Source organism: Ruegeria sp. YKSD163, from assembly GCF_059612905.1.
This window is the reverse complement of sequence record NZ_JBXWRM010000002.1, coordinates 310,369-329,843: the sequence shown is the minus strand read 5'-3', so window position 1 is coordinate 329,843 and position 19,475 is coordinate 310,369. Positions and strand designations below refer to the sequence as shown.

The window sequence follows — 19,475 nt, the reverse complement described above, 5'->3', positions numbered from 1 at the left end:
TGCTGCAAATTTTGCATGGCTCGCTGCGGATGCAGCACTAGGTTTCGTTGTCTTGCCTGGGGCCGTCCCGCCAGATATAGGGGCGCAAATGGGTGCATCAACCGTCGTGTGAAGGAATTATGTCATGCCCAAGATCAACGGAAATGAAATTCGCCCCGGCAATGTGCTGGAGCATAATGGTGGGCTTTGGGCGGCTGTGAAAGTCGATCACGTCAAGCCCGGCAAGGGCGGCGCCTTTGCTCAGGTCGAGCTGCGCAACCTGCGCAACGGTTCGAAACTGAACGAACGCTTTCGCAGCGCCGACAAGGTCGAGCGCGTGCGGCTGGAGCAGAAGGATCAGCAATTTCTCTATGAATCCGATGGGATGCTGGTCTTTATGGATGCAGAGACTTACGAGCAGATCGAACTGCCCGCTGACCTGCTGGGCGAACGTCGCCCCTTCCTTCAGGACGGCATGACCATCCTGGTCGAGTTCTACGAGAGCGAGGCACTGAACGCCACGCTGCCGCAAAAGGTCACCTGCAAGATCGTCGAGACCGAGCCGGTGGTAAAGGGTCAGACCGCTGCCAACTCGTTCAAGCCGGCGCTGCTGGACAACGGGGTCAAGGTGATGGTGCCGCCCTTCATCGGGCAGGATGAAATGATCGTGGTGAACACCGAAACGATGGAATATTCCGAACGCGCGTGACGTCACGTCGTTTGCACGATGCGGGCCGTCCCAAGAGGGCGGCCCGCTGCTTTTTGGGGCTCATGCGCGCTCCGCGAACAACTCGCGCAGCAGTTCGAACTTGATCCGGTTGGCGCTGACCTGCCGGTAAAAGGCGATCAGAAAGGCGGTGGGCGCCTGAATGCGGCCCAGCCCGCTGACCGCCGCGACCACGGTACCCACATCCGTGCGTCCATGCAGCACCAGCCAGCCGCCCAGCATCAGCACCGCCACCGTACCGGCGCCGTTGATGGCGCTGATCACGAATTTGGTCGAGAGTTTCCACAGAAACATATTGCGGCGAGTGGCATAGATCTCGTCAAAGGTCTGCTCGACCTCTGTGACCGCCGCAGCGATGTCCTCCTCGCTCAGCCGGTTGCCGGCGGCGCGTAAAAGCTTCACCCGCCGCGCCACATAACGGTTCACCTGGCGTTGAGACAGCAGCACGATGGCGATCTGTGGCAGGATCATCAACAGGGCGATCAGGCCCAGGCCCGGTTGGGTTGACGAGATATAGCCGATCACGCTGACCAGAGTTCCAATCTGCACCACCGGATCGGCAAAGGCGCCGCCTGCGAATTTGCCCAGTTCCTCGGCCTCGGCGCTGACAGCGGTGGTCAGCGTGCCCTGATGCAGGTTGTGCCCCCCTTCGGCGGCGCGGGTGACCAGACGCATGCGGATCAGGCGGATGACATGCTCACCCAGGGTTCCGGACAGGAAACCGGTCAGAAATTTCAGCACCAGGCTGGCCAGGATGGCGACGCCCATACCGGCGCCCAGCAGGAACAGGTTTCCAGCGTCGATCGCCTCGTCGGTCAGCAGGTTGACGATGTTGCGCTGAAACTCCAGCGGCACCGCCGCCAGAGTGGCAATCGCCAGCGACAGCACGATCAGCATCACCTGCCTGCGCCCGCTGACCCGCCAGATCGCGGCATAGAGTTGCAGCATGTCCCGTTCCTCATGATTTTGCGGCAAGACTGCCTTGCCGCCGGGACAAGATCAATCAGAGCATGCGCAAGCGTGCCTCTCCCGCCTGCATTTCGCCGCTTGCCCGGTCAAAGCGTAAGTAGGCGATAGCGTGATCACCAGCGCGGGTATGCAGCGTGCCGACCGGCTTACCATCGGCGGTGATTTCGGTGCCCGGCTCGGCGTCGCCCTCGATCGCGACACGGGCGAGACCCTTGCGCAGCTCGGTCTTGTGTTTCATCCGCGCGGTCACTTCCTGACCGACATAGCAGCCCTTGCGGAAATCGACGCCGTTCAGCGCCTCGAACCCGGATTCCAGCAGATAGCTGTCGGGGGTCAGCTCGATTCCGGTCTCTGGGATGCAATGGGCGACCCGGATCGCGTCCCAGTCACTGCCGTCATCGTTCTCGGGGGCTGCTGTATAAGCGCGCCAGCCCAGCGCCGGATGGCGCGGGTCGGGCAGGGCACCCGCCGGGGCGGGACCGGTGCCGCGTTGCAGGTTCAGCCCGCTGTCGCCGATCTCGACCGCGGCGCGCAGCTTGTACATGCTCAGGCGCTTGAGGGTTGCGTCGGCCAGGCTCTCGGCGATGTCGAGCAGGACGCCATCGCCATCGCGGCACAGAAAGAAATCGGCCAGATACTTGCCCTGCGGCGTCAGCAGCGCGGCATAGACCAGCCCCTGATCCAGCTTGCGGATGTCATTGCTGACCAGCCCCTGAAGGAAACTGTCGGTGTCGGCACCGGTCAGGCGCAGGATGCGGCGGCTGGGCATCTGGGGGTCCTCGTCATCATGTTCGACCCCGTGATATAGGAGAAGCGCACCGCCTGACCAGAGGCCGTAGGAGACCACCCGTGCCCGCACCGCTCAGCATCGTGATCCCGACCCTAGAGGCCGAAAGCGGCCTGCCGCGCCTGCTGGAAGCGCTGATCGAGGGGCTGCCAAGCGGCCTGATCCGCGAGGTGATCGTCAGCGATGGCGGCTCGCAGGACGCGACCCGCGCGATTGCCGAGGCGGCGGGGGCGGAGGTGCTGACCGGCCCACCCTCTCGCGGGGGGCAGTTGCGGCGCGGCTGTGACGCGGCGCGGGGCGACTGGCTGTTGGTGCTGCATGCCGACACGCTGCCCGATCCCGGCTGGGCCGAGGTGGTGGCGGGTCACATCGCGGCCAGCGATGCTCCGGCCTGTTTCCGGCTTGCCTTTCGCGCCAGCGGGCCGGGGGCGACCTGGGTGGCGGGCTGGGCCAATCTGCGCACGCGGCTGTTTGGTCTGCCCTATGGCGATCAGGGTCTGCTGATACGGCGACGCGATTACCGGGCGGCGGGCGGCTATCCCGACCAGCCGCTGATGGAGGACGTGCATCTGGTGCGCGCGCTGGCCCGCGCGCCCGTACTGTTGCCACATCGGGCAGTGACCGGGGCCGAACGCTATCTGCACGGCGGCTGGCTGCGCCGGGGTGCGCGCAACCTCTGGACCCTGATACGTTATTTCGCCGGCGTCGATCCCGAGGTTCTGGCGCGGGCTTACCGGAGATAGCACTTGCCCTCGCCGTGGTATGGGCAACAATGCCGATGCAACGCCGGGACCGGACGGGATGACTGAAACGGACAGGAAATCAGAGGAACAGGCCGCCTGGGCGGCGCTGTTCGCGCGCGACCCGGATGCGGTGATCGCCTGTCCCGCCTGCGACCGACTACATGTGGCGGCACCTGTGGCGCCGGGCCAGATCGCGCGCTGCACGCGCTGCCATTTCACCCTGATCGCGCCGCGCCGTGACACGCTGAACCGCACGTTGGCGCTGGCGCTGACCTCCGCGGTGCTGATGCTGGCCATGCTGAGCTTTCCCTTTCTGACCCTGTCGCGGCAGGGGCTGAGCCACGAGGTCTCGATCCTGGGCATGGTCACTGGACTGGCCCATGGCTGGTACCTGTTGCTGGCGCTGGTGGTGGGACTGTTTGTGATCGCCTTGCCGATGCTGCGGGCGGCGGCGCTGGTCTATGTGGTCTGGTCACTCCGCCGTCCCCGGCTGGCGCCTGCCTCGCGCCGCATCTTCCGCCTGGCCGAGGCGGTGGCGCCCTGGGCGATGACCGAGGTGTTCATCATTGGGACCGGGGTGGCACTGGTCAAGGTGGCGGGCCTGGCACGGGTCGATTTCGGCACCGCCTTCTGGCTCTTCTGCGTCATGGTGCTGGTGCTGGCGCTGAAGAACGCCTCGGTCTGCCGCTGGACCATCTGGGCGCTGATGCGCGAGAAAAGCCGATGACCCGCGCCGCCGACATGGGCTGGATCGGCTGCCACAACTGCGGCGCGGTGCACGCGCCCGGGCCATCCCGCTGCCGGACCTGCGGCGCGGTGCTGCATGCACGCCTGCCCAACAGCCTGCAAAAGGTGTGGGCCTGGCTGCTGACCGGGGTGCTGTTCCTGATCCCCGCCAATCTCTATCCGCTGCTCAGCAACGAGATTTTCGGCCATGAAGAGGGGCATACCATCCTCGAAGGCATCGTCCTGTTTGCCCGCTCGGGGGATCTGCTGGTGGCCGGGGTGATCTTTTTGGCCAGTTTCGTGATCCCGGTGGTCAAGGTGGTGGTGATTGCGCTGTTGGCGTGGTCGGTGCATTTCGACTGGCAGATGGACCGGCGCAGGCGGCTGTTGCTTTATGAATTCGTCGAATTCATCGGCCGCTGGTCGATGATCGACGTGTTTGTGGTGGCGCTCTTGACCGGGTTGGTTCATCTGGGGGCGATCCTGTCGTTCCTGCCGGGATTGGGAGCGGTGTGTTTCGCCTTCTCCGTGATATGTACCATGCTGTCGGCGCAGGCCATGGACGCCAAATTGATTTGGGATGACGATCGGGATGAGTGACGCTCCGCAGCTGCGGCAACCGGATATCGAAACGCGCGTGGCGCGCGGCTGGCGCGGCCTGTCGCTGGTGTGGCTGGTGCCGGTGGCCGCCGTGGCCGGCGCGCTGGCGCTGGTCTGGCAGAACTATGCGAACCGCGACATTCCCATCCGCATCGAGTTTGCCGACGCCACAGGGATCGAGGTCGACAAGACCGAAATCCGCTTTCGCGAGGTCTCGGTGGGGCGGGTCAGTGGCATGCGGTTCAGCGAGGATTTGAGCCGCGTCATCGTCGAGGCAGAGATTCACCGCGAACTGGAACGCTATCTGGACAGCGATGCAAGGTTCTGGCGGGTCACGGCCCGGGTGGGGCCGGGCGGTATCAGCGGGCTGAACACGCTGCTCTCGGGTGCCTATATCGCCGCCGACTGGGACGCGGTCGAGGGCGAGGCGGCCCGCGATTTCGTCGCCGAGGCCGAAGCGCCGGCGGTGCCGCCGGGCACCAAGGGGCTGGCTGTGGTGCTTATCGCGCCCGACAGCGGGTCGGTTTCGGTGGGAGCGCCGATACTGCACAAGGGGGTGCAGATGGGCAAGATCGCCGCCGTGCGCTATGACGCGCTCAGCGGTTCGGTCCTGCTGACCGGCTTCATCGAGGCACCGCATGACAAGCTGATTAACTCGGCGACCCGGTTCTGGAACGTGTCGGGCGCCGGACTGGAACTGGGCGAGGGCGGCATCCAGCTCAAGGTCGACAGCCTTGCCTCGCTCTTGCAGGGGGGCGTCGCCTTCGACACCGCCATGTCGGGCGGCGAGGCGCTGGGCAAGCGCCCGATCTTCGACCTCTATGCCACCGAGGACTCCGCCCGCGACAGCCTGCTGGGTGACAGCTTGCAAGCCACCGTCGAGGTGATGTCGAGTTTCGAAGGGTCGGTACGTGGGCTCAAGATCGGGTCCGAAGTGATGTTCCGAGGTGTCAAGGTAGGGCAGGTGCGTCATCTCTCGGCCGAGATCGACGAGAGTGCGGGGGGCAGGCCCGATATCCGCATGCAGGTCATTTATACGATCGAGCCGGGGCGGCTGGGCCTGCACGATGTCTCGACCCCTGACGATACACTGTCCCTGCTGGCCACGATGGTCGAGCGCGGCGGCGTGCGGGCACAGCTGATGCCGGCCTCGTTCTTCTCGGGCGGGCTGGTGGTGCAGTTGCAGGAAAACCCCGATGCGCCCGCCGCCACGCTTGACCGCGAGTCGACGCCTTTTCCGGCGATGCCGTCGCTACCGACGCCACCCGATACGCTGGCGGTAGCCTCGCAGAACGTGCTGGACCGGGTGGCGGCGCTGCCGGTCGAGGACCTGATGCAACGTGCCATCGAGACACTAGAAAATGTCAACGTTATCCTGGCCGACGGCGACACGCGGCGCATCCCCTCCGATCTGCGCGACATGTTGGGCAATGTGAATGCGGTGGCGGGGTCGGAAAGCCTGCGGAACCTGCCCGAGGACCTGCGCCAGGCACTGGCCTCGGTCAATGCGGTGCTGGCGCATTTCGAAGAGGAGGAGGGTGCGCAGAAACTGGTTGCCGCGCTCGAGGAGTTGCGGATTGCCGCCACCGGTATCTCGGCGGCGAGTGCGGATTTGCCCGGGCTGGTCCGCGATATCGACGCGCTGGTGGCCAAGGCCGATGCCTTGCCGCTGGAGGAGGTCGTGGCCTCGGCCGACCGGGTCCTGCAATCCGCCGATACGCTGTTGCGCAGTGAAGACGTGGAACGGGTGCCCGCCGCGCTGAACGCGGCGCTGGAGCAGGCCGAACAGACGCTGGTGTCGATCCGCGAAGCCGCCGGATCGGTCAACGACACGCTCACGACATTTGAAGAGAAACAGGTCGCCCAGACACTGGTCGATGCGCTGGGCGATATGCGCAGTGCCGCCGCAAATGTCGAAACCGCCAGCGCCGAGCTGCCGCAGCTGGTCGCCGATATCGACCGGCTGATCGAGACCGCCAATGCGCTGCCGCTGGCCGATGTGACCGCCTCGGCCGACCGGGTGCTGCAATCGGCCGATGCCTTCCTGCGCAACGAGGATATGGACAAGGTCCCCGGGGCGCTGGCCGGTGCCCTGGAAGAGGCCCAGCGCGCGCTTGAAGAGTTGCGGCAGGGCGGGGCGGTCGAGAACCTCAACCGCACGCTGCAAACCGCCAGCACGGCGGCTGACTCGGTGGCCCTGGCCGTGCAGACCCTGCCGGACCTGGCGGCGCGGCTTGATGCGCTGGCCGACAGCGCCGAGGCGACCATCGGCGCCTATGGCCCCGGTTCGCCCGTCAACCGCGAGGTACAGGCCGCCATCGGCGATCTGCGCGCCACCGTGCGCTCGCTCAACGCGCTGGTTCAGGCGATCCGGCGCAAACCCAATTCCCTGCTCGTAGGACGCTGACCCATGAGACGACTGTTTGCCCTTGCTCTTCTGGCGCTGGCCGCTTGCGCCGGCCCCGAGGAACGCTATCTGCTGCCCGAGATCACCGGGGTCGAGACCTATCGCAGCAGCGCCCGTACCATCCAGGTGACGCGCATGGACCTGCCCGCCTATGTCAGCGACAGCGAAATCACGCTGTTGGGCGAGGACGGGGTGTTGCGGCCCACCAAGACCGGGTTCTGGGCGGATGAGCCTGAACGCGCCCTGACCGAGATGCTGGCGGCGGGGCTGGATCAGGCGCTGACCGCCTCGGTCGCCGCCGATCCCTGGCCGTTCGAGGGGCTGGCCGATATCCAGGTCGCAGTCAAGGTGCACCGCCTGTCGGGCGTCCCGGGGCAGGCGCTGGCCTTTTCCGGGCAGTATTTCCTGACCTCGCCCGCGCATGGCAATCTGGAGCGCGCCCGGCGGTTTTCCTATTCGGTGCCGATGAACGAGGCCACGATCCCCGCCTTTGCCGCAGCCCAGACCGAGGCGCTGCGCCTGTTGGTCAATGAGATCGCGAAAACCATTGCACGGGGCTAGCGCAGCTCGACGATGGATTTGCCCAGCCGGAAAGGCGCGGCAAAGCTGACAAGGCACAATGCCAGCACCTGGATCAGCAGGATATGGGCATTGGCCTGTAGATACTCCCATTCCGATTTAAGCTTGCCGATCTGCGCGATCAGATCCTCATAGGCGCGGGCAAGGATCTGAAAGTCGCTCGCAATCAGCGGAACCTTGCGGCGCATCGCCTCGAGCGCCGCCTCGGTCGGGGCATCGAGCGTGGCAAAGACCAGAAATTCGTCGACGGCAAAGGCATCGACCTGATCGGACATGTCGCGCATGCCGGGGCTGCCAAACAGAAGGTGCAGACCGGCCAGCGGCGCCACCTCGCCGGTGACGGCGATGAAAAGCGGCAGATCGGCGTTACTGGCGGTCGAGGCAGACAGAAACTCGACCTTCTCGCACAGGACGGCGATGTCGTCGTCATAGGACGGGTCGCAGAACCGCAGCCGGAACCGCGCCGCGTCACGGTCAAAGTCGGCGGTGGCGGCATAGGCGATGTCGATCTGTCGGTCGAGGCGGGAATGGTCCGTCTTGTAGAGCCCTGCCAGCACTGCCACCAGGGCACCGACACCACCCAGAATGACCCAGACCAGGTCAGCGGTCTTCCAGGCGCGATGCCCCGCAGGCTTGCGCATCAACAACCATCCCGTGCCAAAACAGCCGGCAAGGAAACAGAACAGAATGAGCGGCAACTGGTTGTCGGCAAGGAAACTCATGGCCGAAAGACTAAGCACCCAGTCAGTCGACGCAACGGCTATCACGCGGATGTAAACCCTCGATGCCACCGGAACCCTTGCAACGACATCAGGAGAGGGCGGCGCCATTCCGGGGCGGGAGCAGAATTTCAACGAAATTCTGCCAAAGAAAATTGAAATTTTCTTTGGTCATTTTCTTTGCAAGAAAACGGGCCCGTTTGCGGGACAGGAGAGTTACTCCACCTTGCGGATCGACTGGCGCCAGAACCGGCTCATCAACAAGGTTCCGGCGCAGGCCAGACCCACGGACAGGCCAGCCCAGACGCCGATCCCCTCCCATTGCAGCGTGAAGCCCAGAACATAAGATGCGGGAATTCCCACCAGCCAATAGCTGACCGCAGCCATGACCATGGGCACCGTTGTGTCCTGCACGCCACGCAAGAGGCCCAACGCCATTACCTGTGCCCCATCGACCAGTTGAAACAGCGCTGCCATGGCCAGCAGACCCACGCCGATGGTCAGGATTTGCGGCCGGTCGGGATCGTCGGGTTCCATGAACAGCGACACCAGCGGCGCACCCCATCCCAGGAACAGGGCGATGGTCACCATCGACATGAGCAGCGACAGGCCGATTGCCACCACTCCGCCGCGCGCCAGATGGGCCCGATCACGGCGGCCAAAGGCGGTTCCGGCGCGAATGGTCGCCGCGTTGCTCAAGCCCAGATGCACCATGAATGTAGCCGAGGCCAGTTGGATCGCGATCCCATGCGCGGCCAGCGGCACCTTTCCCAGCCACCCCATCATCACCGCCGAGGCGGCAAACAGGCTGACTTCGGCCAGATTGGTCAGCCCGATCGGCAGGCCCATCCGCAGCACGCGGCGGAACATCTCGGTATCCGGGCGCCAGAAGCGTTGAAACAGCGTGTGTTCAGGCAGGCTCCGCAGCACATAGGCCACCACCACCAGCAACGAGACCAGCTGCGTGGCGACCGAGGCCACCGCCGCGCCGACCAGTCCCAGTTCGGGCGCCCCCCAATTGCCGAAGATCAGCATATAGTTGACAAGCGCGTTGATAAGCGCGGCGCCGACCAGGCTCCAGAACACGATCTGCGTGCGCTCCAGTGCCGCCAGATAGGATTTCAGCACCATTACCAGCAGTGCCGGCACCATGCCCCAGCCCGCCACCCGCAGGTACTCGGCGGCCAGCGCCGCCACCTCGGGCTCTTGCCCCAGCGCCAGCAGGATCGGCTGTGACCAGATCAGAAGTGGCAGCACCAGTACCGCAAAGATCAGCGAAGCCCAGAGCCCCATCCGCGTCGCCCGGCGGATCGAGGTTTCGTCCTCTTCGGCGGCGGCGGTGGCCACCATTGGCATCACGGCCCAGCCGAAGCCCGCGCCCAACAGAAAGAGCACAAAGAAATAGCTGCCCGCCAGCGTCACCGCCGCCAGCGCCTCGACCCCGTACCAGCCCAACATAACGGTATCGGTCAACCCGATCGCGAATTGCGCCAGGTGCCCGCCGATCAGCGGCAGGCCCAGCACCGCAATCGCCTTTGCATGGCCGCGATATGTCATCACCTTGGTCATCCGGTCAGGCTTAGGTGCGGGCAGAGGTGAGGGCAAGCACCATATTCGCCGTTGCACCATTGCCTCGGACTGATAGCCTGACCGGGTTCCTGGCCAAAGGGGGGGAGAGATGTCAGACCCGTTCGATCAACTGATCCCCGAGGCGCGGGCCTTTCTGGCAGAGCTTGCGGCCAATAACAGCCGCGACTGGTTCGCGGCGCAAAAGCCGCGTTATGAGGCCGAATTGAAACGCCCCGCAGAGATGTTGTTGGATCAACTGGCTGCGCGGCTGGGGCCGGGCACCGCCACCAAATTGTTCCGACCGCAGCGCGATGTACGGTTTTCCAAGGACAAGACGCCCTACAACACGCATCTGCACCTGCTCTGGATCACGCCGGAGGGGGCGCAATACTTCTTTGGCGTCTCGCCCGATTATGTCACCGCAGGTGGTGGGCGGATGGGGTTCGACGCGAAAACGCTGGCCCGCTATCGCGAGCGCCTGGCCCGCCTCGGTCCCGCGCTGCGAACCCAAATCGAGACCTTGGGCGGACAAGGCGCGCGCCTGTCCGAGCCCGAGTTCAAGCGCCCCGCAGCGCCGATCACGCCCGGCGACCCGCTCGCCGATCTGGCTCGCCGCAAGTCGCTGACGCTCTGGTTCGATTATGATACCGGTCTGACAGACGTTCTGGCGCACTTGGCCAGCGATTTCGACCGGCTCAAACCCCTTCAGGCGGCGCTCTCCGCCCTTTTGGCAGACTGACCCATGTCCCATATCCCCAACCGCATAGACACCGTCCGCCCCGACGCCCCGGAACAGGCCGGGTATGGCCCTTTTCCCGTTGGCGTGCGGACCTTGCAATTCGACATTCCGGGCCGGATCGACGTGGCCCGCGCCACTGAAGGCAACCAGCCCATCTACGACCGGCCCATGACGGTCGAGCTCTGGTACCCTGCCGCGCCCGACACTTCACCGGGAGGCCATTATGATACGCTGATCCGCGACGGGCAGACCGCCACCCGCCTCCTTGGCCGTGCTGCCCGTGATGCCGCCCCGACGCCGGGCCGCTTCCCGCTGGTGGTGATCTCGCATGGCTATCCGGGAAACCGGTTTCTGATGTCGCATCTGGGAGAAACGCTTGCCTCGCGCGGGTTCATCGCTGCCGCCCCCGATCACGCTGACAGCACCTATGCCGACCAGGGGGCTTTTGGTGCCACGCTCTATCACCGCCCGCTCGACCAGCGCGCCGTGATCGACCATGTCGACGCATCCGTGCCGCAGGCCGATACCGGGCATACCGGCATCATAGGCTATTCCATGGGCGGCTACGGCGCGCTGGTCTTTGGTGGGGCCGGTGTCAGCCGCACCGCCCCCACCGCCGATTTTGCACCGCCCGCCGGGCTGCTGTCCCGCCACGTTTCAGGCTCCGAAACCCACGCGGCCCTGATCGACCCGCGTGTGCGTGCTGCCATAGCAATCGGCCCATGGGGCAATCAGAGGGGCATCTGGGACACTCCCGGCCTTGCCCAACTGGACAAACCGCTGATGATCATGGCGGGCAACCTTGACGAGGTCTCGGACTATGCCGCCATGCGCGGTATCTTCGAGCAGACCACCGGCACCACCCGCCACCTGCTCACGTTTCAGGGGGCCAGCCACAATGCCGCCGCTCCCATCCCCGCCCCGGCCGAGAGCTGGGCCGCATCCCCCGCGCTCGACTTCGTCCCGTTCGAACATTACGCCGATCCTGTCTGGGACACGGTGCGCATGAACAACATCGCACAGCATTTCGCCACCGCCTTCCTGTCGCTGCATCTGAAGGGCGACAAGATCATGCATCGCTACCTTGACGACAGCTTTACCGGGTTCGCCCCCACCTCTGCCCGCGCCCTCACATTCGAGACGCTGACGAAAGGTCACTGAACGCCACACCTTTCCCGCAGGCTCGCAACCTGCTTGACTGGGGCGATCAGATCCCGGAGCGCGCCATGCAGACCGAAACCGTAACGCTCAACGGACAAGGCTTCTTTCTCCGCCGCTGGGGCGATCCCGCGCTGCCGCCGCTCCTGATGCTGCACGGCTTTCCCGAATATGGCGGCGCCTGGGGCGACCTCGCCCCATATCTGGCCCAGCGCTTCCATTGCATCGCCCCCGATCAGCGGGGCTATGGCCAGAGCTGGGCGCCCGAGGGCGTCAAGCACTACGCCACATCCCATCTCGTCGCGGACATGGCCGCGCTGGCCGAAACCCTCGGCGCGCCGCTCACCGTGCTTGGGCATGACTGGGGCGCGGCTGTGGCCTATGGGCTGGCCATGTTCCGCCCCGAGCTGGTCGACCGCCTGATTATCGCCAACGGCGTGCACCCGGTGCCGTTCCAGCGGGCGCTGGCGGCAGGCGGCGCGCAATCGGCGGCCTCGCAATACATGAACGCCCTGCGCGCGCCCGAGGCAGCGCAACACTTCGCCGCCAATGATTACAAGGCACTGACCGATTTCTTCACCCGCCACATGGGCGGCCATGACTGGCTCAATCCCGCGCGGCTGGCGGATTACAAGGCCGAATGGGCACGCCCCGGCAGGCTCGACGCAATGCTCAACTGGTACCGTGCCTCGCCGCTGGTGATCGCCGCCCCGGGCCAGCCCCGCACCGACCTGCCCGCACTGCCGCTCGACCGGCTGCACGTGCGCTGCCCGCATCTGCTGCTCTGGGGGCCGGACGACCGCGCGCTCCTGCCCGAAGCGACCGAGGGGCTTGAAGAATTCGCCCCCGACCTCACCCGCATCGCCATCCCCGGCACCGACCACTGGCTGTGCCACCAGGCGCCCGACCGGGTCGCCGCTGCCATACTGAACTGGATACCCCAACTGGAGACCGCCCCATGATCACCGTCCACCACCTGGCCCAATCCCGCTCGCTGCGCATCCTCTGGCTGCTCGAGGAACTGGACCTGCCCTACAAGGTCGTGCGATACGAACGTGATCCCAAGACCCGCCTCGCCCCGCCCGAACTGCGCGCCATCCACCCGCTGGGCAAATCGCCGGTGATCGAGGCAGACGGTATCCGGCTGGCTGAATCCGGCGCCATCGTCGATTATCTCTGCGCCCGCCACGCGCCGCAGATGATGCCGCCGCAGGACAGCCCCGCCTGGGCCGAACACCTGGAACTGATGCATTTCGCCGAAGGCTCGGTGATGACGCCGATCCTGCTCAATCTCTATGTTGGGCTGCTGGGCGAAGTAGGCGCGCCGCTACATCCGCGCATCCAGTCGGAACTGACCAGCCATTTCCGCTTCATGGAGGACAGCTTGCGCCCCTCGGGTCATTTCGTGCTGGATGGGCTCAGCGCCGCTGACATCCTGCTCAGCTTTCCCGCAGGCGTGGTGGCGCGACTGGGCCGTGCGGCCGAGTTTCCCCGGCTCGCCGAATTCGCCGCCACCATGGCCGCGCGCCCGGCCTTCCAGCGCGCGCTCGCCGCAGGCGGCGGCGACTAAAGCTCCCGCAGGTGGCGGCGACTGAGATCAGTCCTGCTTGGCCCGCTGGTCGGGATGCAGGGCAGTGCCCAGGATATGCTCGGACTTGTGGATCACGTGATGCGCGCGGCCCACGATCAGCGGATCGGGCTCGCCCACCACTTCCTTGTCCTTGCCGGGATAGTCGATGGTCGACAGGAAATGCCGCATGCAGTTCAGACGCGCGCGTTTCTTGTCGTTCGACTTGATGATGGTCCAGGGCGCATCAGCGGTGTCGGTGTAAAAGAACATCGCCTCCTTGGCCTCGGTATAATCATCCCACTTGTCGAGGCTCGCCTTGTCGATCGGTGACAGTTTCCACTGTTTCAGCGGATCGGTCTCGCGGCTTTTGAACCGGCGCTGCTGTTCCTCTTGCGTGACCGAGAACCAGTATTTGTAAAGCCGGATGCCCGAGCGCACCAGCATCCTTTCCAGATCCGGTGTCTGGCGCATGAATTCCAGATATTCGTTCGGGGTACAGAAACCCATGACCCGCTCGACCCCGGCGCGGTTGTACCAGGAGCGGTCATAGAACACCATTTCCCCCACCGTGGGCAGTTCCTGCACATAACGCTGGAAATACCATTGCCCCTTCTCTTCCCAAGTGGGCTTGTTCAGGGCGACCACGCGGGCCTGGCGCGGGTTCAGGTGCTCCATGAAACGTTTGATGGTGCCCCCCTTGCCAGCGGCATCGCGGCCCTCGAACAGCAGCACGAACCGCTCGCCGGTCTCTTGCGCCCAAAGCTGAACCTTCAAGAGCTCGGCCTGCAACATCGCCTTTTCCGCCTCGTAGGGGCGGCGGGACATCTTGCGCCTGTAAGGATATTTGCCGCTTTCAAACGCGTGGCGCACCGTTTCCGGTGTCGGCATTCGGTTCTTGCGAACCGGCGCTGGCGCTGGCGCCGACTCGACCGAGGCTGCGGCGGTCGCTTCGGCCTTGGCATCAGCCTCTGGCGTCTGCGTTTCGACGACCTTTACCACAGCGTCCGAGGCGTCCGCCCCATTGGCCTTGCTGTCTTTCTGCGGGGTGATAAGTTTCGCTGTCTCCAAGGGCCTTGTCTCCTCGTTGCCGTTCCGTCGGATTTGCGCGTGACTCTACCCGTGTCGCGTGGGGCGCGCGTTGATCCGTGTCAAGAAATGCAACAATTTCGGGTCAGCTTTTTGCAGGTCTGGCAACATCATCCGGCGAAGGCGGGCCCAGCCTCTTCATTCCGCCGCAAATACTCCGGGGGGAGGTGACAAAATTCCACGAATTTTGCACCGGGGGGCAGAGCCCCCTTTAACACAATTGTTGGCGGAGCCGCCTGAATAACATTTTCGGGCAGAGCCCCTTGTTCCTGACCTGCCTTTCCCGCTGGCTCAGCGGTGGCCCCAGTCGTCTGGATCCTCCGAATTGCCCGGTGACAGGCCCAGAACATCGCCCGTGGTCGAACAGCCCAGTCCCAGCACCGTGCGGTTGGCGTAGGCGAAGTATGCGCAGACCTGGTTGATCTCGAGGATCTCGCCATCCTCCCATCCGACAGCGCGCAGCGCCGTAAAATCGTCCTCGACCATCAGCGCCGGTGTCTCGGTCAGCTTTCGCACATAGACCATCGCGGCCCGTTCGCGCGCATCAAGCGGCGCTTGTTCAGGCGCGCCCGCCGAAATTGCCGCGCGTATCGCATCGCTCCGCGCCGGATCACCCAACAGCCGCTGAAGCCCCGCAAAGTGGTGTTCAACGCAATAGGCGCAGCCGTTGAGCGCACTGACCCAGACTCCCAGCACCTCGAGAAACCATTTGGGGATCTTGTTGCCGGTATGGTGCAGCACGTTCTTGTAGAGCGCCATGTGCCCTTCCATCGAATGCGGCCTGAGCGAGTGGATCATCATGATGTTGTCCACATTCCCCCCCGGTCCGGTCACCCGCTCATACAGCCTGCGCAGCTTGCCCGTCGCCTCTTCGAACGGCACCGTTTTGATCCAGCTCATCCTTGTGCTCCAGGATATCTGCTTCTTCTCCGACAACCTTGCATCTGTGGGGGCGGGCGGGACAAGCCCACAGGTTGTGATCTGGCGCACAGCCAGCGCGTGTGATTGCAGCCACCATTCCACTGCACAACAGGAAAGGCGCATCTCATGGGAAACTGGCAAGTCAAGCTTGATGCCAACACGGCGATCGACCAGATCGACAAATTGGCGAGCCGCGCTTGGGCCGCATTTCAGACCCCGTCGACAGCGGTGGTCGTCGAACTTCTCAACGAAACCGGCTATGACCTTCGCCATGTCTGCAATTACCGCTGGCAGGGCAATTTCATGGAACCCACCGACGACCTGCTGGCGGGGTGGGGGCGGGTCTGGGGCATGCAGTCCAAAGGGCTCGACGGCTGTTTCGGCGCGGTCATCTATCAGCTCTGGGATCAGGGAACCGAGACCGACGCCTATCTGGTCATCGGCAACCTGATCTATTGGGATGGCGCGATGCCCTATTACACGGCCGAGGTCACCACCACGAATTACGAGAACGAAGGCAAGCCAAAGACGCTCGATCTGCTCAACAAGGGGCGCTCTTCGGCCTGGAGCAAGGAGTACCGGGATACCGGCGGTGTCGATCTTGATGTGAAGGTCGACATCTGGCGACAGGAAATCACCTCGATCGAAGAGAACTTCCGCATTCAGTTGACCAAGGCGAGCTGATCCCGCCTCGTGATTGCCGACACCGGCCCCGTGGGCCGGTGTTTTCCACAAGACCTCGCGTTCCCCTTTCCCCCAACCACATCACCTGCCATAATGGTCGCCAATCAAAAGCCGACCAACATGAGCAGCCCCATGCCCGAAGATCTTCTCAGCGGAGCCAACACCGCCGCCTACGACGCCTCCTCGATCGAGGTGCTCGAAGGGCTGGAACCCGTTCGCAAACGTCCCGGCATGTATATCGGCGGCACCGACGAGCGGGCGCTGCATCACATGGTGGCCGAAATCCTCGACAACTCGATGGACGAGGCGGTGGCCGGGTTCGCCAACCGGATCGAGGTGGAACTGCACGCCGACTACGCCCTGACCGTGCGTGACAACGGCCGCGGCATCCCGGTCGACCCGCACCCGAAATTCCCCGGAAAATCAGCGCTCGAGGTCATCCTCTGCACTCTGCACGCGGGCGGCAAGTTCTCTGGCAAAGCCTATCAGACCTCGGGCGGCCTGCACGGCGTCGGCGCTTCGGTCGTCAACGCGCTGTCGGATTCCATGGTCGTTCAGGTGGCCCGCGACAAGCAACTTTATGAACAGCGCTTCTCGCGCGGCCTTCCCCTTGGCCCGATCCAGCAGATCGGCGCTGCCCCCAACCGGCGCGGCACCACCGTCACCTTCCACGCCGACGAAGAGATCTTCGGCCACCACCGGTTCAAGCCCGCGCGCCTGTTCAAATCCATCCGCTCCAAGGCCTATCTGTTCTCGGGCGTCGAGATTCGCTGGAAATCCGCCATCGACGACGGCGAAACGCCCACCGAAGCCACCTTTCACTTCCCCGGCGGCCTCGCCGACTACCTCAAGGAGACGCTGGGCGCCGCCTCCACCTATGCCGACCAGCCCTTTGCCGGGACCGTCGACTTCACCGAGAAATTCAACACGCCCGGCAAGGTCGAATGGGCGATCAACTGGACCCCGTCCCGCGACGGTTTCATCCAGTCCTATTGTAACACCGTCCCCACGCCCGAGGGCGGCACGCACGAGGCCGGGTTCTGGTCTGCCGTCCTCAAGGGCATCCGCGCCTATGGCGAGCTGATCAACAACAAGAAGGCCGCCCAGATCACCCGCGAGGATCTGCTGACGGGCGGCTGCGCGCTGGTCTCGTGTTTCATCCGCGAGCCGGAATTCGTGGGCCAGACCAAGGACCGCCTTGCCACCGTCGAGGCGCAGCGCCTGGTCGAAGGTGCCGTGCGCGACCATTTCGACAACTGGCTGGCCGCCGATACCAAATCCGCGGGCGCCATCCTCGACTTCCTCGTGCTGCGGGCCGAGGAGCGCATCCGCCGCCGTCAGGAAAAGGAAACCCAGCGCAAATCCGCCACCAAGAAGCTCCGCCTGCCCGGCAAGCTGGTCGATTGCTCGGCCACCGCGCGCGAGGGCACGGAACTGTTCATCGTCGAAGGCGACAGCGCCGGCGGCTCGGCCAAGATGGCGCGCGACCGCAAGACCCAGGCGCTCCTGCCGCTCAGGGGCAAGATCCTGAACGTGCTGGGCGCGGCGTCGTCGAAACTCGGCTCCAACCAGGAAATCAGCGACCTGACCCAGGCGCTTGGAGTCGGGCTTGGCACGCGGTTCAACGTCGATGACCTGCGCTATGACAAGATCATCATCATGACCGACGCCGATGTCGACGGCGCCCATATCGCCTCGCTGCTGATGACCTTCTTCTTTACCCAGATGCGCCCGATGATCGACACCGGGCACCTGTACCTGGCCTGCCCGCCGCTCTATCGCCTGACCCAAGGCGCCAAGCGGGTCTATTGCCTCGACGAGGCCGAGCGCGATGAGTGGCTGGCCAAGGGTCTGGGCGGCAAGGGCAAGATCGACGTGAGCCGGTTCAAGGGCCTGGGCGAAATGGACGCCAAGGACCTGAAGGACACCACCATGAACCCCGAGACCCGCAAGCTGATCCGGGTGACGATCGACGAGGACGAACCCGGCGAGACCGGCGATCTGGTGGAACGGCTGATGGGCAAGAAACCCGAATTGCGGTTCCAGTACATCCAGGAGAACGCGCGGTTCGTGGAGGAGTTGGATGTTTAGGAGGCGTCATGCTTCACGAGATGCTGTCACGACTCGCCCGTGAGTATGTGTTTGAAAGAGGAAAGCACTTTGCAGGAAGCGAGTTCGGAAACTATGTAAGACATGATCTCGCACTAGAAGCCAAGAAAAGGCTCATTTTTCTCCCTTATGATTTGAAGGTTAAATCAAGTGTTGGAAGTGGAAACTGGGCTTCAGTTCCATGGTTGGCTTTTTTTGATCCTTTGATTACTAACTCCGCGACAACTGGATTTTATGTCGTCTATTTAATTAACGCGCAAACCGAAGAAATATTCTTATCTCTAAATCAAGGTACTACTGAAGTATACCGAGAGTTCGGAGAAAACGAAAAAGGGCGTGAAATCCTAAAGCGAAGAGCGGTTGATTTGGCGGAAAGAGTTCCAGAGTACGCCAAGAAGTTCGAATTGGATGGCATTGATTTAGGATCAGTCGACAAGCTTCCAGCCGGATACGAAGCCGGCCATGCATTTGGACGCCGCTATCTAGCAGGTCATATTGACCCAAACCTTTTCTATCGTGATTTCGAAACAATGCTTTCCGCCTAAAAAGCCTTGGTCGACCGTGGAGGACGGACCCCTATTGACGCAATGATGGAGGAATCCGGAACAACTGACATTCAAGAAACAAGATCCTATGTACTTTCTAGGCGCATTGAAAGGGCAGGAAACGTACGTGTCCCTGTTTTGGAACGTCGAGGTGTCATTTGCGAAGGTTGCGGTCTAGACCCAATTGAACACTATAGTTACAAGGGGCCACTCAAAAACACACCGCTTGAAGTGCATCACTGCAAACCAATTAGGGAGTTGGCAGAAGGTGAAAGTCGGCGTTATAAAATCCCAGAAGATTTCTTGGTCCTTTGCCCGACTTGCCATCGAGTTATACACTGTCAACTTGATGTTTCGGACCTGAATGCACTAAGAGAATCGATACGCTTTCGGATATTAAGAAGAAACTGATCCGAAGTATTTTTCTAAATTGGAGAACGTTTCAAGTAGGGTGGGCAGTCCTGCCCACCGCTCCCTGCCCACCGCCCGCACATCCCCACAAAAATACCACCCCCATCCCCCTTTACCCCTCTTGCGGCACCCCAAACCCAAGCATAGATTCCCCCATGCAGGCGGCGGTTGACCGCAAGGCCCCGCGCCCCTGCTGCGTCGAAAGTCTCATCGCCCTGATCCCCTCGGGTCAGGCAACCCTGACACTCAGAGCAACGACCACACGACCCCACCCGGCCGGCATGTTGCCCGCCGGACCCGTCAGGAGAAAACCCATGTCCAAGGAAAAGAATCGCGGCAACCGCGAGGCCAAGAAGCCCAAGAAGGAAAAGCCCAAGGTCCTGGCCACCGCCGGACTGGCGAAACCCGCCCCCGTCGCCCCCCGCGCCAAGGGCAAGTAAGCTCCCG

Annotated in this window: 20 protein-coding genes; 14 read left to right on the top strand and 6 right to left on the bottom strand. The window is 63.6% G+C overall.

The window, feature by feature from the left end; translation table 11 throughout:
* Window positions 1-124 precede the first annotated feature (124 nt).
* A complete protein-coding gene (efp, locus tag AC2FNA_RS04410; RefSeq protein ID WP_234137738.1) occupies window positions 125-688 on the top strand; it encodes an elongation factor P in 564 nt (187 codons plus the stop codon).
* Window positions 689-748: 60 nt separating this feature from the next.
* Here the strand turns inward: efp and AC2FNA_RS04405 are convergent, their stop codons facing one another.
* Together AC2FNA_RS04405 and ygfZ are read right to left on the bottom strand one after the other, a co-directional pair.
* Window positions 749-1,654: an ABC transporter transmembrane domain-containing protein gene (locus AC2FNA_RS04405; RefSeq protein ID WP_234137739.1), complete on the bottom strand. Its 906-nt coding sequence runs from the start codon at window positions 1,652-1,654 to the stop codon at window positions 749-751.
* 55 nt (window positions 1,655-1,709) lie between these two features.
* Window positions 1,710-2,444: a CAF17-like 4Fe-4S cluster assembly/insertion protein YgfZ gene (ygfZ, locus tag AC2FNA_RS04400; RefSeq protein ID WP_496824761.1), complete on the bottom strand. Its 735-nt coding sequence runs from the start codon at window positions 2,442-2,444 to the stop codon at window positions 1,710-1,712.
* Window positions 2,445-2,524: 80 nt separating this feature from the next.
* On the opposite strand from ygfZ, the gene AC2FNA_RS04395 reads away from it, so the two are divergent.
* The 5 genes from AC2FNA_RS04395 to AC2FNA_RS04375 are packed head-to-tail and all read left to right on the top strand — an operon-like array spanning window position 2,525 to window position 7,499.
* Complete coding sequence (locus tag AC2FNA_RS04395; RefSeq protein WP_496824760.1) at window positions 2,525-3,205, top strand: TIGR04283 family arsenosugar biosynthesis glycosyltransferase; 681 nt, start codon at window positions 2,525-2,527, stop codon at window positions 3,203-3,205.
* Window positions 3,206-3,263: 58 nt separating this feature from the next.
* Entirely contained in the window at window positions 3,264-3,932 is a 669-nt protein-coding gene (locus AC2FNA_RS04390) for a paraquat-inducible protein A (protein ID WP_496824758.1), read from the top strand.
* Entirely contained in the window at window positions 3,929-4,531 is a 603-nt protein-coding gene (locus AC2FNA_RS04385) for a paraquat-inducible protein A (RefSeq protein ID WP_234143384.1), read from the top strand. The genes AC2FNA_RS04390 and AC2FNA_RS04385 overlap by 4 nt, the downstream gene beginning before the upstream one ends.
* Window positions 4,524-6,938, top strand: coding sequence for a PqiB family protein (locus AC2FNA_RS04380; RefSeq protein ID WP_496824756.1), 2,415 nt, complete (start codon window positions 4,524-4,526; stop codon window positions 6,936-6,938). The genes AC2FNA_RS04385 and AC2FNA_RS04380 overlap by 8 nt, the downstream gene beginning before the upstream one ends.
* A gap of 3 nt (window positions 6,939-6,941) precedes the next feature.
* The gene (locus AC2FNA_RS04375; RefSeq protein WP_234137745.1) at window positions 6,942-7,499 is read left to right on the top strand and encodes a PqiC family protein; all 558 of its coding nucleotides are present in this window, start codon (window positions 6,942-6,944) and stop codon (window positions 7,497-7,499) included.
* On the opposite strand, the gene AC2FNA_RS04370 is transcribed toward AC2FNA_RS04375, so the two are convergent.
* Window positions 7,496-8,239 carry a hypothetical protein gene (locus AC2FNA_RS04370; protein WP_496824754.1) on the bottom strand — a complete coding sequence of 248 codons (744 nt, stop codon included), beginning with the start codon at window positions 8,237-8,239 and terminating at the stop codon, window positions 7,496-7,498. The genes AC2FNA_RS04375 and AC2FNA_RS04370 overlap by 4 nt on opposite strands.
* A 213-nt stretch (window positions 8,240-8,452) precedes the next feature.
* A complete protein-coding gene (locus tag AC2FNA_RS04365) occupies window positions 8,453-9,805 on the bottom strand; it encodes an MATE family efflux transporter (protein ID WP_496824752.1) in 1,353 nt (450 codons plus the stop codon).
* A 109-nt stretch (window positions 9,806-9,914) separates the two neighbouring features.
* On the opposite strand from AC2FNA_RS04365, the gene AC2FNA_RS04360 reads away from it, so the two are divergent.
* The 4 genes from AC2FNA_RS04360 (at window position 9,915) to AC2FNA_RS04345 (ending at window position 13,272) form a co-directional block, all read left to right on the top strand.
* Window positions 9,915-10,544, top strand: a complete 630-nt coding sequence (locus AC2FNA_RS04360; protein ID WP_496824750.1) for a TIGR02453 family protein — start codon at window positions 9,915-9,917, stop codon at window positions 10,542-10,544.
* A gap of 3 nt (window positions 10,545-10,547) precedes the next feature.
* On the top strand, window positions 10,548-11,705 hold the full coding sequence (locus tag AC2FNA_RS04355) for an alpha/beta hydrolase family protein (RefSeq protein ID WP_496824748.1): 1,158 nt from the start codon (window positions 10,548-10,550) through the stop codon (window positions 11,703-11,705).
* A gap of 65 nt (window positions 11,706-11,770) precedes the next feature.
* On the top strand, window positions 11,771-12,664 hold the full coding sequence (locus AC2FNA_RS04350; protein ID WP_496824747.1) for an alpha/beta fold hydrolase: 894 nt from the start codon (window positions 11,771-11,773) through the stop codon (window positions 12,662-12,664).
* Window positions 12,661-13,272 carry a glutathione S-transferase family protein gene (locus AC2FNA_RS04345; protein ID WP_496824745.1) on the top strand — a complete coding sequence of 204 codons (612 nt, stop codon included), beginning with the start codon at window positions 12,661-12,663 and terminating at the stop codon, window positions 13,270-13,272. Before AC2FNA_RS04350 ends, AC2FNA_RS04345 begins: the two co-directional genes overlap by 4 nt.
* Window positions 13,273-13,299: 27 nt before the next feature.
* Here the strand turns inward: AC2FNA_RS04345 and ppk2 are convergent, their stop codons facing one another.
* Window positions 13,300-14,340: a polyphosphate kinase 2 gene (gene ppk2, locus AC2FNA_RS04340; RefSeq protein WP_496824743.1), complete on the bottom strand. Its 1,041-nt coding sequence runs from the start codon at window positions 14,338-14,340 to the stop codon at window positions 13,300-13,302.
* A 309-nt stretch (window positions 14,341-14,649) separates the two neighbouring features.
* Window positions 14,650-15,258 (bottom strand): carboxymuconolactone decarboxylase family protein, encoded by a 609-nt coding sequence (locus tag AC2FNA_RS04335; RefSeq protein ID WP_496824742.1) that lies wholly within the window; start codon window positions 15,256-15,258, stop codon window positions 14,650-14,652.
* A 147-nt stretch (window positions 15,259-15,405) separates the two neighbouring features.
* Here AC2FNA_RS04335 and AC2FNA_RS04330 point away from each other — a divergent pair, with 147 nt between their 5' ends.
* The 4 genes from AC2FNA_RS04330 to AC2FNA_RS04315 all read left to right on the top strand — a co-directional run bounded on the left by AC2FNA_RS04330 (window position 15,406) and on the right by AC2FNA_RS04315 (window position 19,468).
* Window positions 15,406-15,963, top strand: a complete 558-nt coding sequence (locus AC2FNA_RS04330; protein WP_496824740.1) for a hypothetical protein — start codon at window positions 15,406-15,408, stop codon at window positions 15,961-15,963.
* A gap of 132 nt (window positions 15,964-16,095) precedes the next feature.
* Window positions 16,096-18,054 carry a DNA topoisomerase IV subunit B gene (parE, locus tag AC2FNA_RS04325; RefSeq protein WP_496825041.1) on the top strand — a complete coding sequence of 653 codons (1,959 nt, stop codon included), beginning with the start codon at window positions 16,096-16,098 and terminating at the stop codon, window positions 18,052-18,054.
* Between the two features lie 8 nt (window positions 18,055-18,062).
* A complete protein-coding gene (locus AC2FNA_RS04320) occupies window positions 18,063-18,617 on the top strand; it encodes an MrcB family domain-containing protein (RefSeq protein WP_496824738.1) in 555 nt (184 codons plus the stop codon).
* A 725-nt stretch (window positions 18,618-19,342) separates the two neighbouring features.
* Window positions 19,343-19,468, top strand: coding sequence for a hypothetical protein (locus AC2FNA_RS04315; protein WP_255700019.1), 126 nt, complete (start codon window positions 19,343-19,345; stop codon window positions 19,466-19,468).
* Window positions 19,469-19,475 lie beyond the last annotated feature (7 nt).

Excerpts from the sequence above, each read along its gene's own strand:
- AC2FNA_RS04365 (WP_496824752.1), bottom strand. The coding sequence starts at position 9,805 with ATGACCAAGGTGATGACATATCGCGGCCATGCAAAGGCGATTGCGGTG.
- AC2FNA_RS04335 (WP_496824742.1), bottom strand. The coding sequence starts at position 15,258 with ATGAGCTGGATCAAAACGGTGCCGTTCGAAGAGGCGACGGGCAAGCTG.
- AC2FNA_RS04370 (WP_496824754.1), bottom strand. The coding sequence starts at position 8,239 with ATGAGTTTCCTTGCCGACAACCAGTTGCCGCTCATTCTGTTCTGTTTC.
- AC2FNA_RS04405 (WP_234137739.1), bottom strand. The coding sequence starts at position 1,654 with ATGCTGCAACTCTATGCCGCGATCTGGCGGGTCAGCGGGCGCAGGCAG.
- AC2FNA_RS04355 (WP_496824748.1), top strand. The coding sequence starts at position 10,548 with ATGTCCCATATCCCCAACCGCATAGACACCGTCCGCCCCGACGCCCCG.
- AC2FNA_RS04390 (WP_496824758.1), top strand. The coding sequence starts at position 3,264 with ATGACTGAAACGGACAGGAAATCAGAGGAACAGGCCGCCTGGGCGGCG.
- AC2FNA_RS04330 (WP_496824740.1), top strand. The coding sequence starts at position 15,406 with ATGGGAAACTGGCAAGTCAAGCTTGATGCCAACACGGCGATCGACCAG.
- AC2FNA_RS04375 (WP_234137745.1), top strand. The coding sequence starts at position 6,942 with ATGAGACGACTGTTTGCCCTTGCTCTTCTGGCGCTGGCCGCTTGCGCC.
- parE (WP_496825041.1), top strand. The coding sequence starts at position 16,096 with ATGCCCGAAGATCTTCTCAGCGGAGCCAACACCGCCGCCTACGACGCC.
- efp (WP_234137738.1), top strand. The coding sequence starts at position 125 with ATGCCCAAGATCAACGGAAATGAAATTCGCCCCGGCAATGTGCTGGAG.
- AC2FNA_RS04315 (WP_255700019.1), top strand. The coding sequence starts at position 19,343 with ATGTCCAAGGAAAAGAATCGCGGCAACCGCGAGGCCAAGAAGCCCAAG.
- AC2FNA_RS04350 (WP_496824747.1), top strand. The coding sequence starts at position 11,771 with ATGCAGACCGAAACCGTAACGCTCAACGGACAAGGCTTCTTTCTCCGC.
- AC2FNA_RS04385 (WP_234143384.1), top strand. The coding sequence starts at position 3,929 with ATGACCCGCGCCGCCGACATGGGCTGGATCGGCTGCCACAACTGCGGC.
- AC2FNA_RS04345 (WP_496824745.1), top strand. The coding sequence starts at position 12,661 with ATGATCACCGTCCACCACCTGGCCCAATCCCGCTCGCTGCGCATCCTC.
- AC2FNA_RS04320 (WP_496824738.1), top strand. The coding sequence starts at position 18,063 with ATGCTTCACGAGATGCTGTCACGACTCGCCCGTGAGTATGTGTTTGAA.
- ygfZ (WP_496824761.1), bottom strand. The coding sequence starts at position 2,444 with ATGCCCAGCCGCCGCATCCTGCGCCTGACCGGTGCCGACACCGACAGT.
- AC2FNA_RS04360 (WP_496824750.1), top strand. The coding sequence starts at position 9,915 with ATGTCAGACCCGTTCGATCAACTGATCCCCGAGGCGCGGGCCTTTCTG.
- AC2FNA_RS04380 (WP_496824756.1), top strand. The coding sequence starts at position 4,524 with ATGAGTGACGCTCCGCAGCTGCGGCAACCGGATATCGAAACGCGCGTG.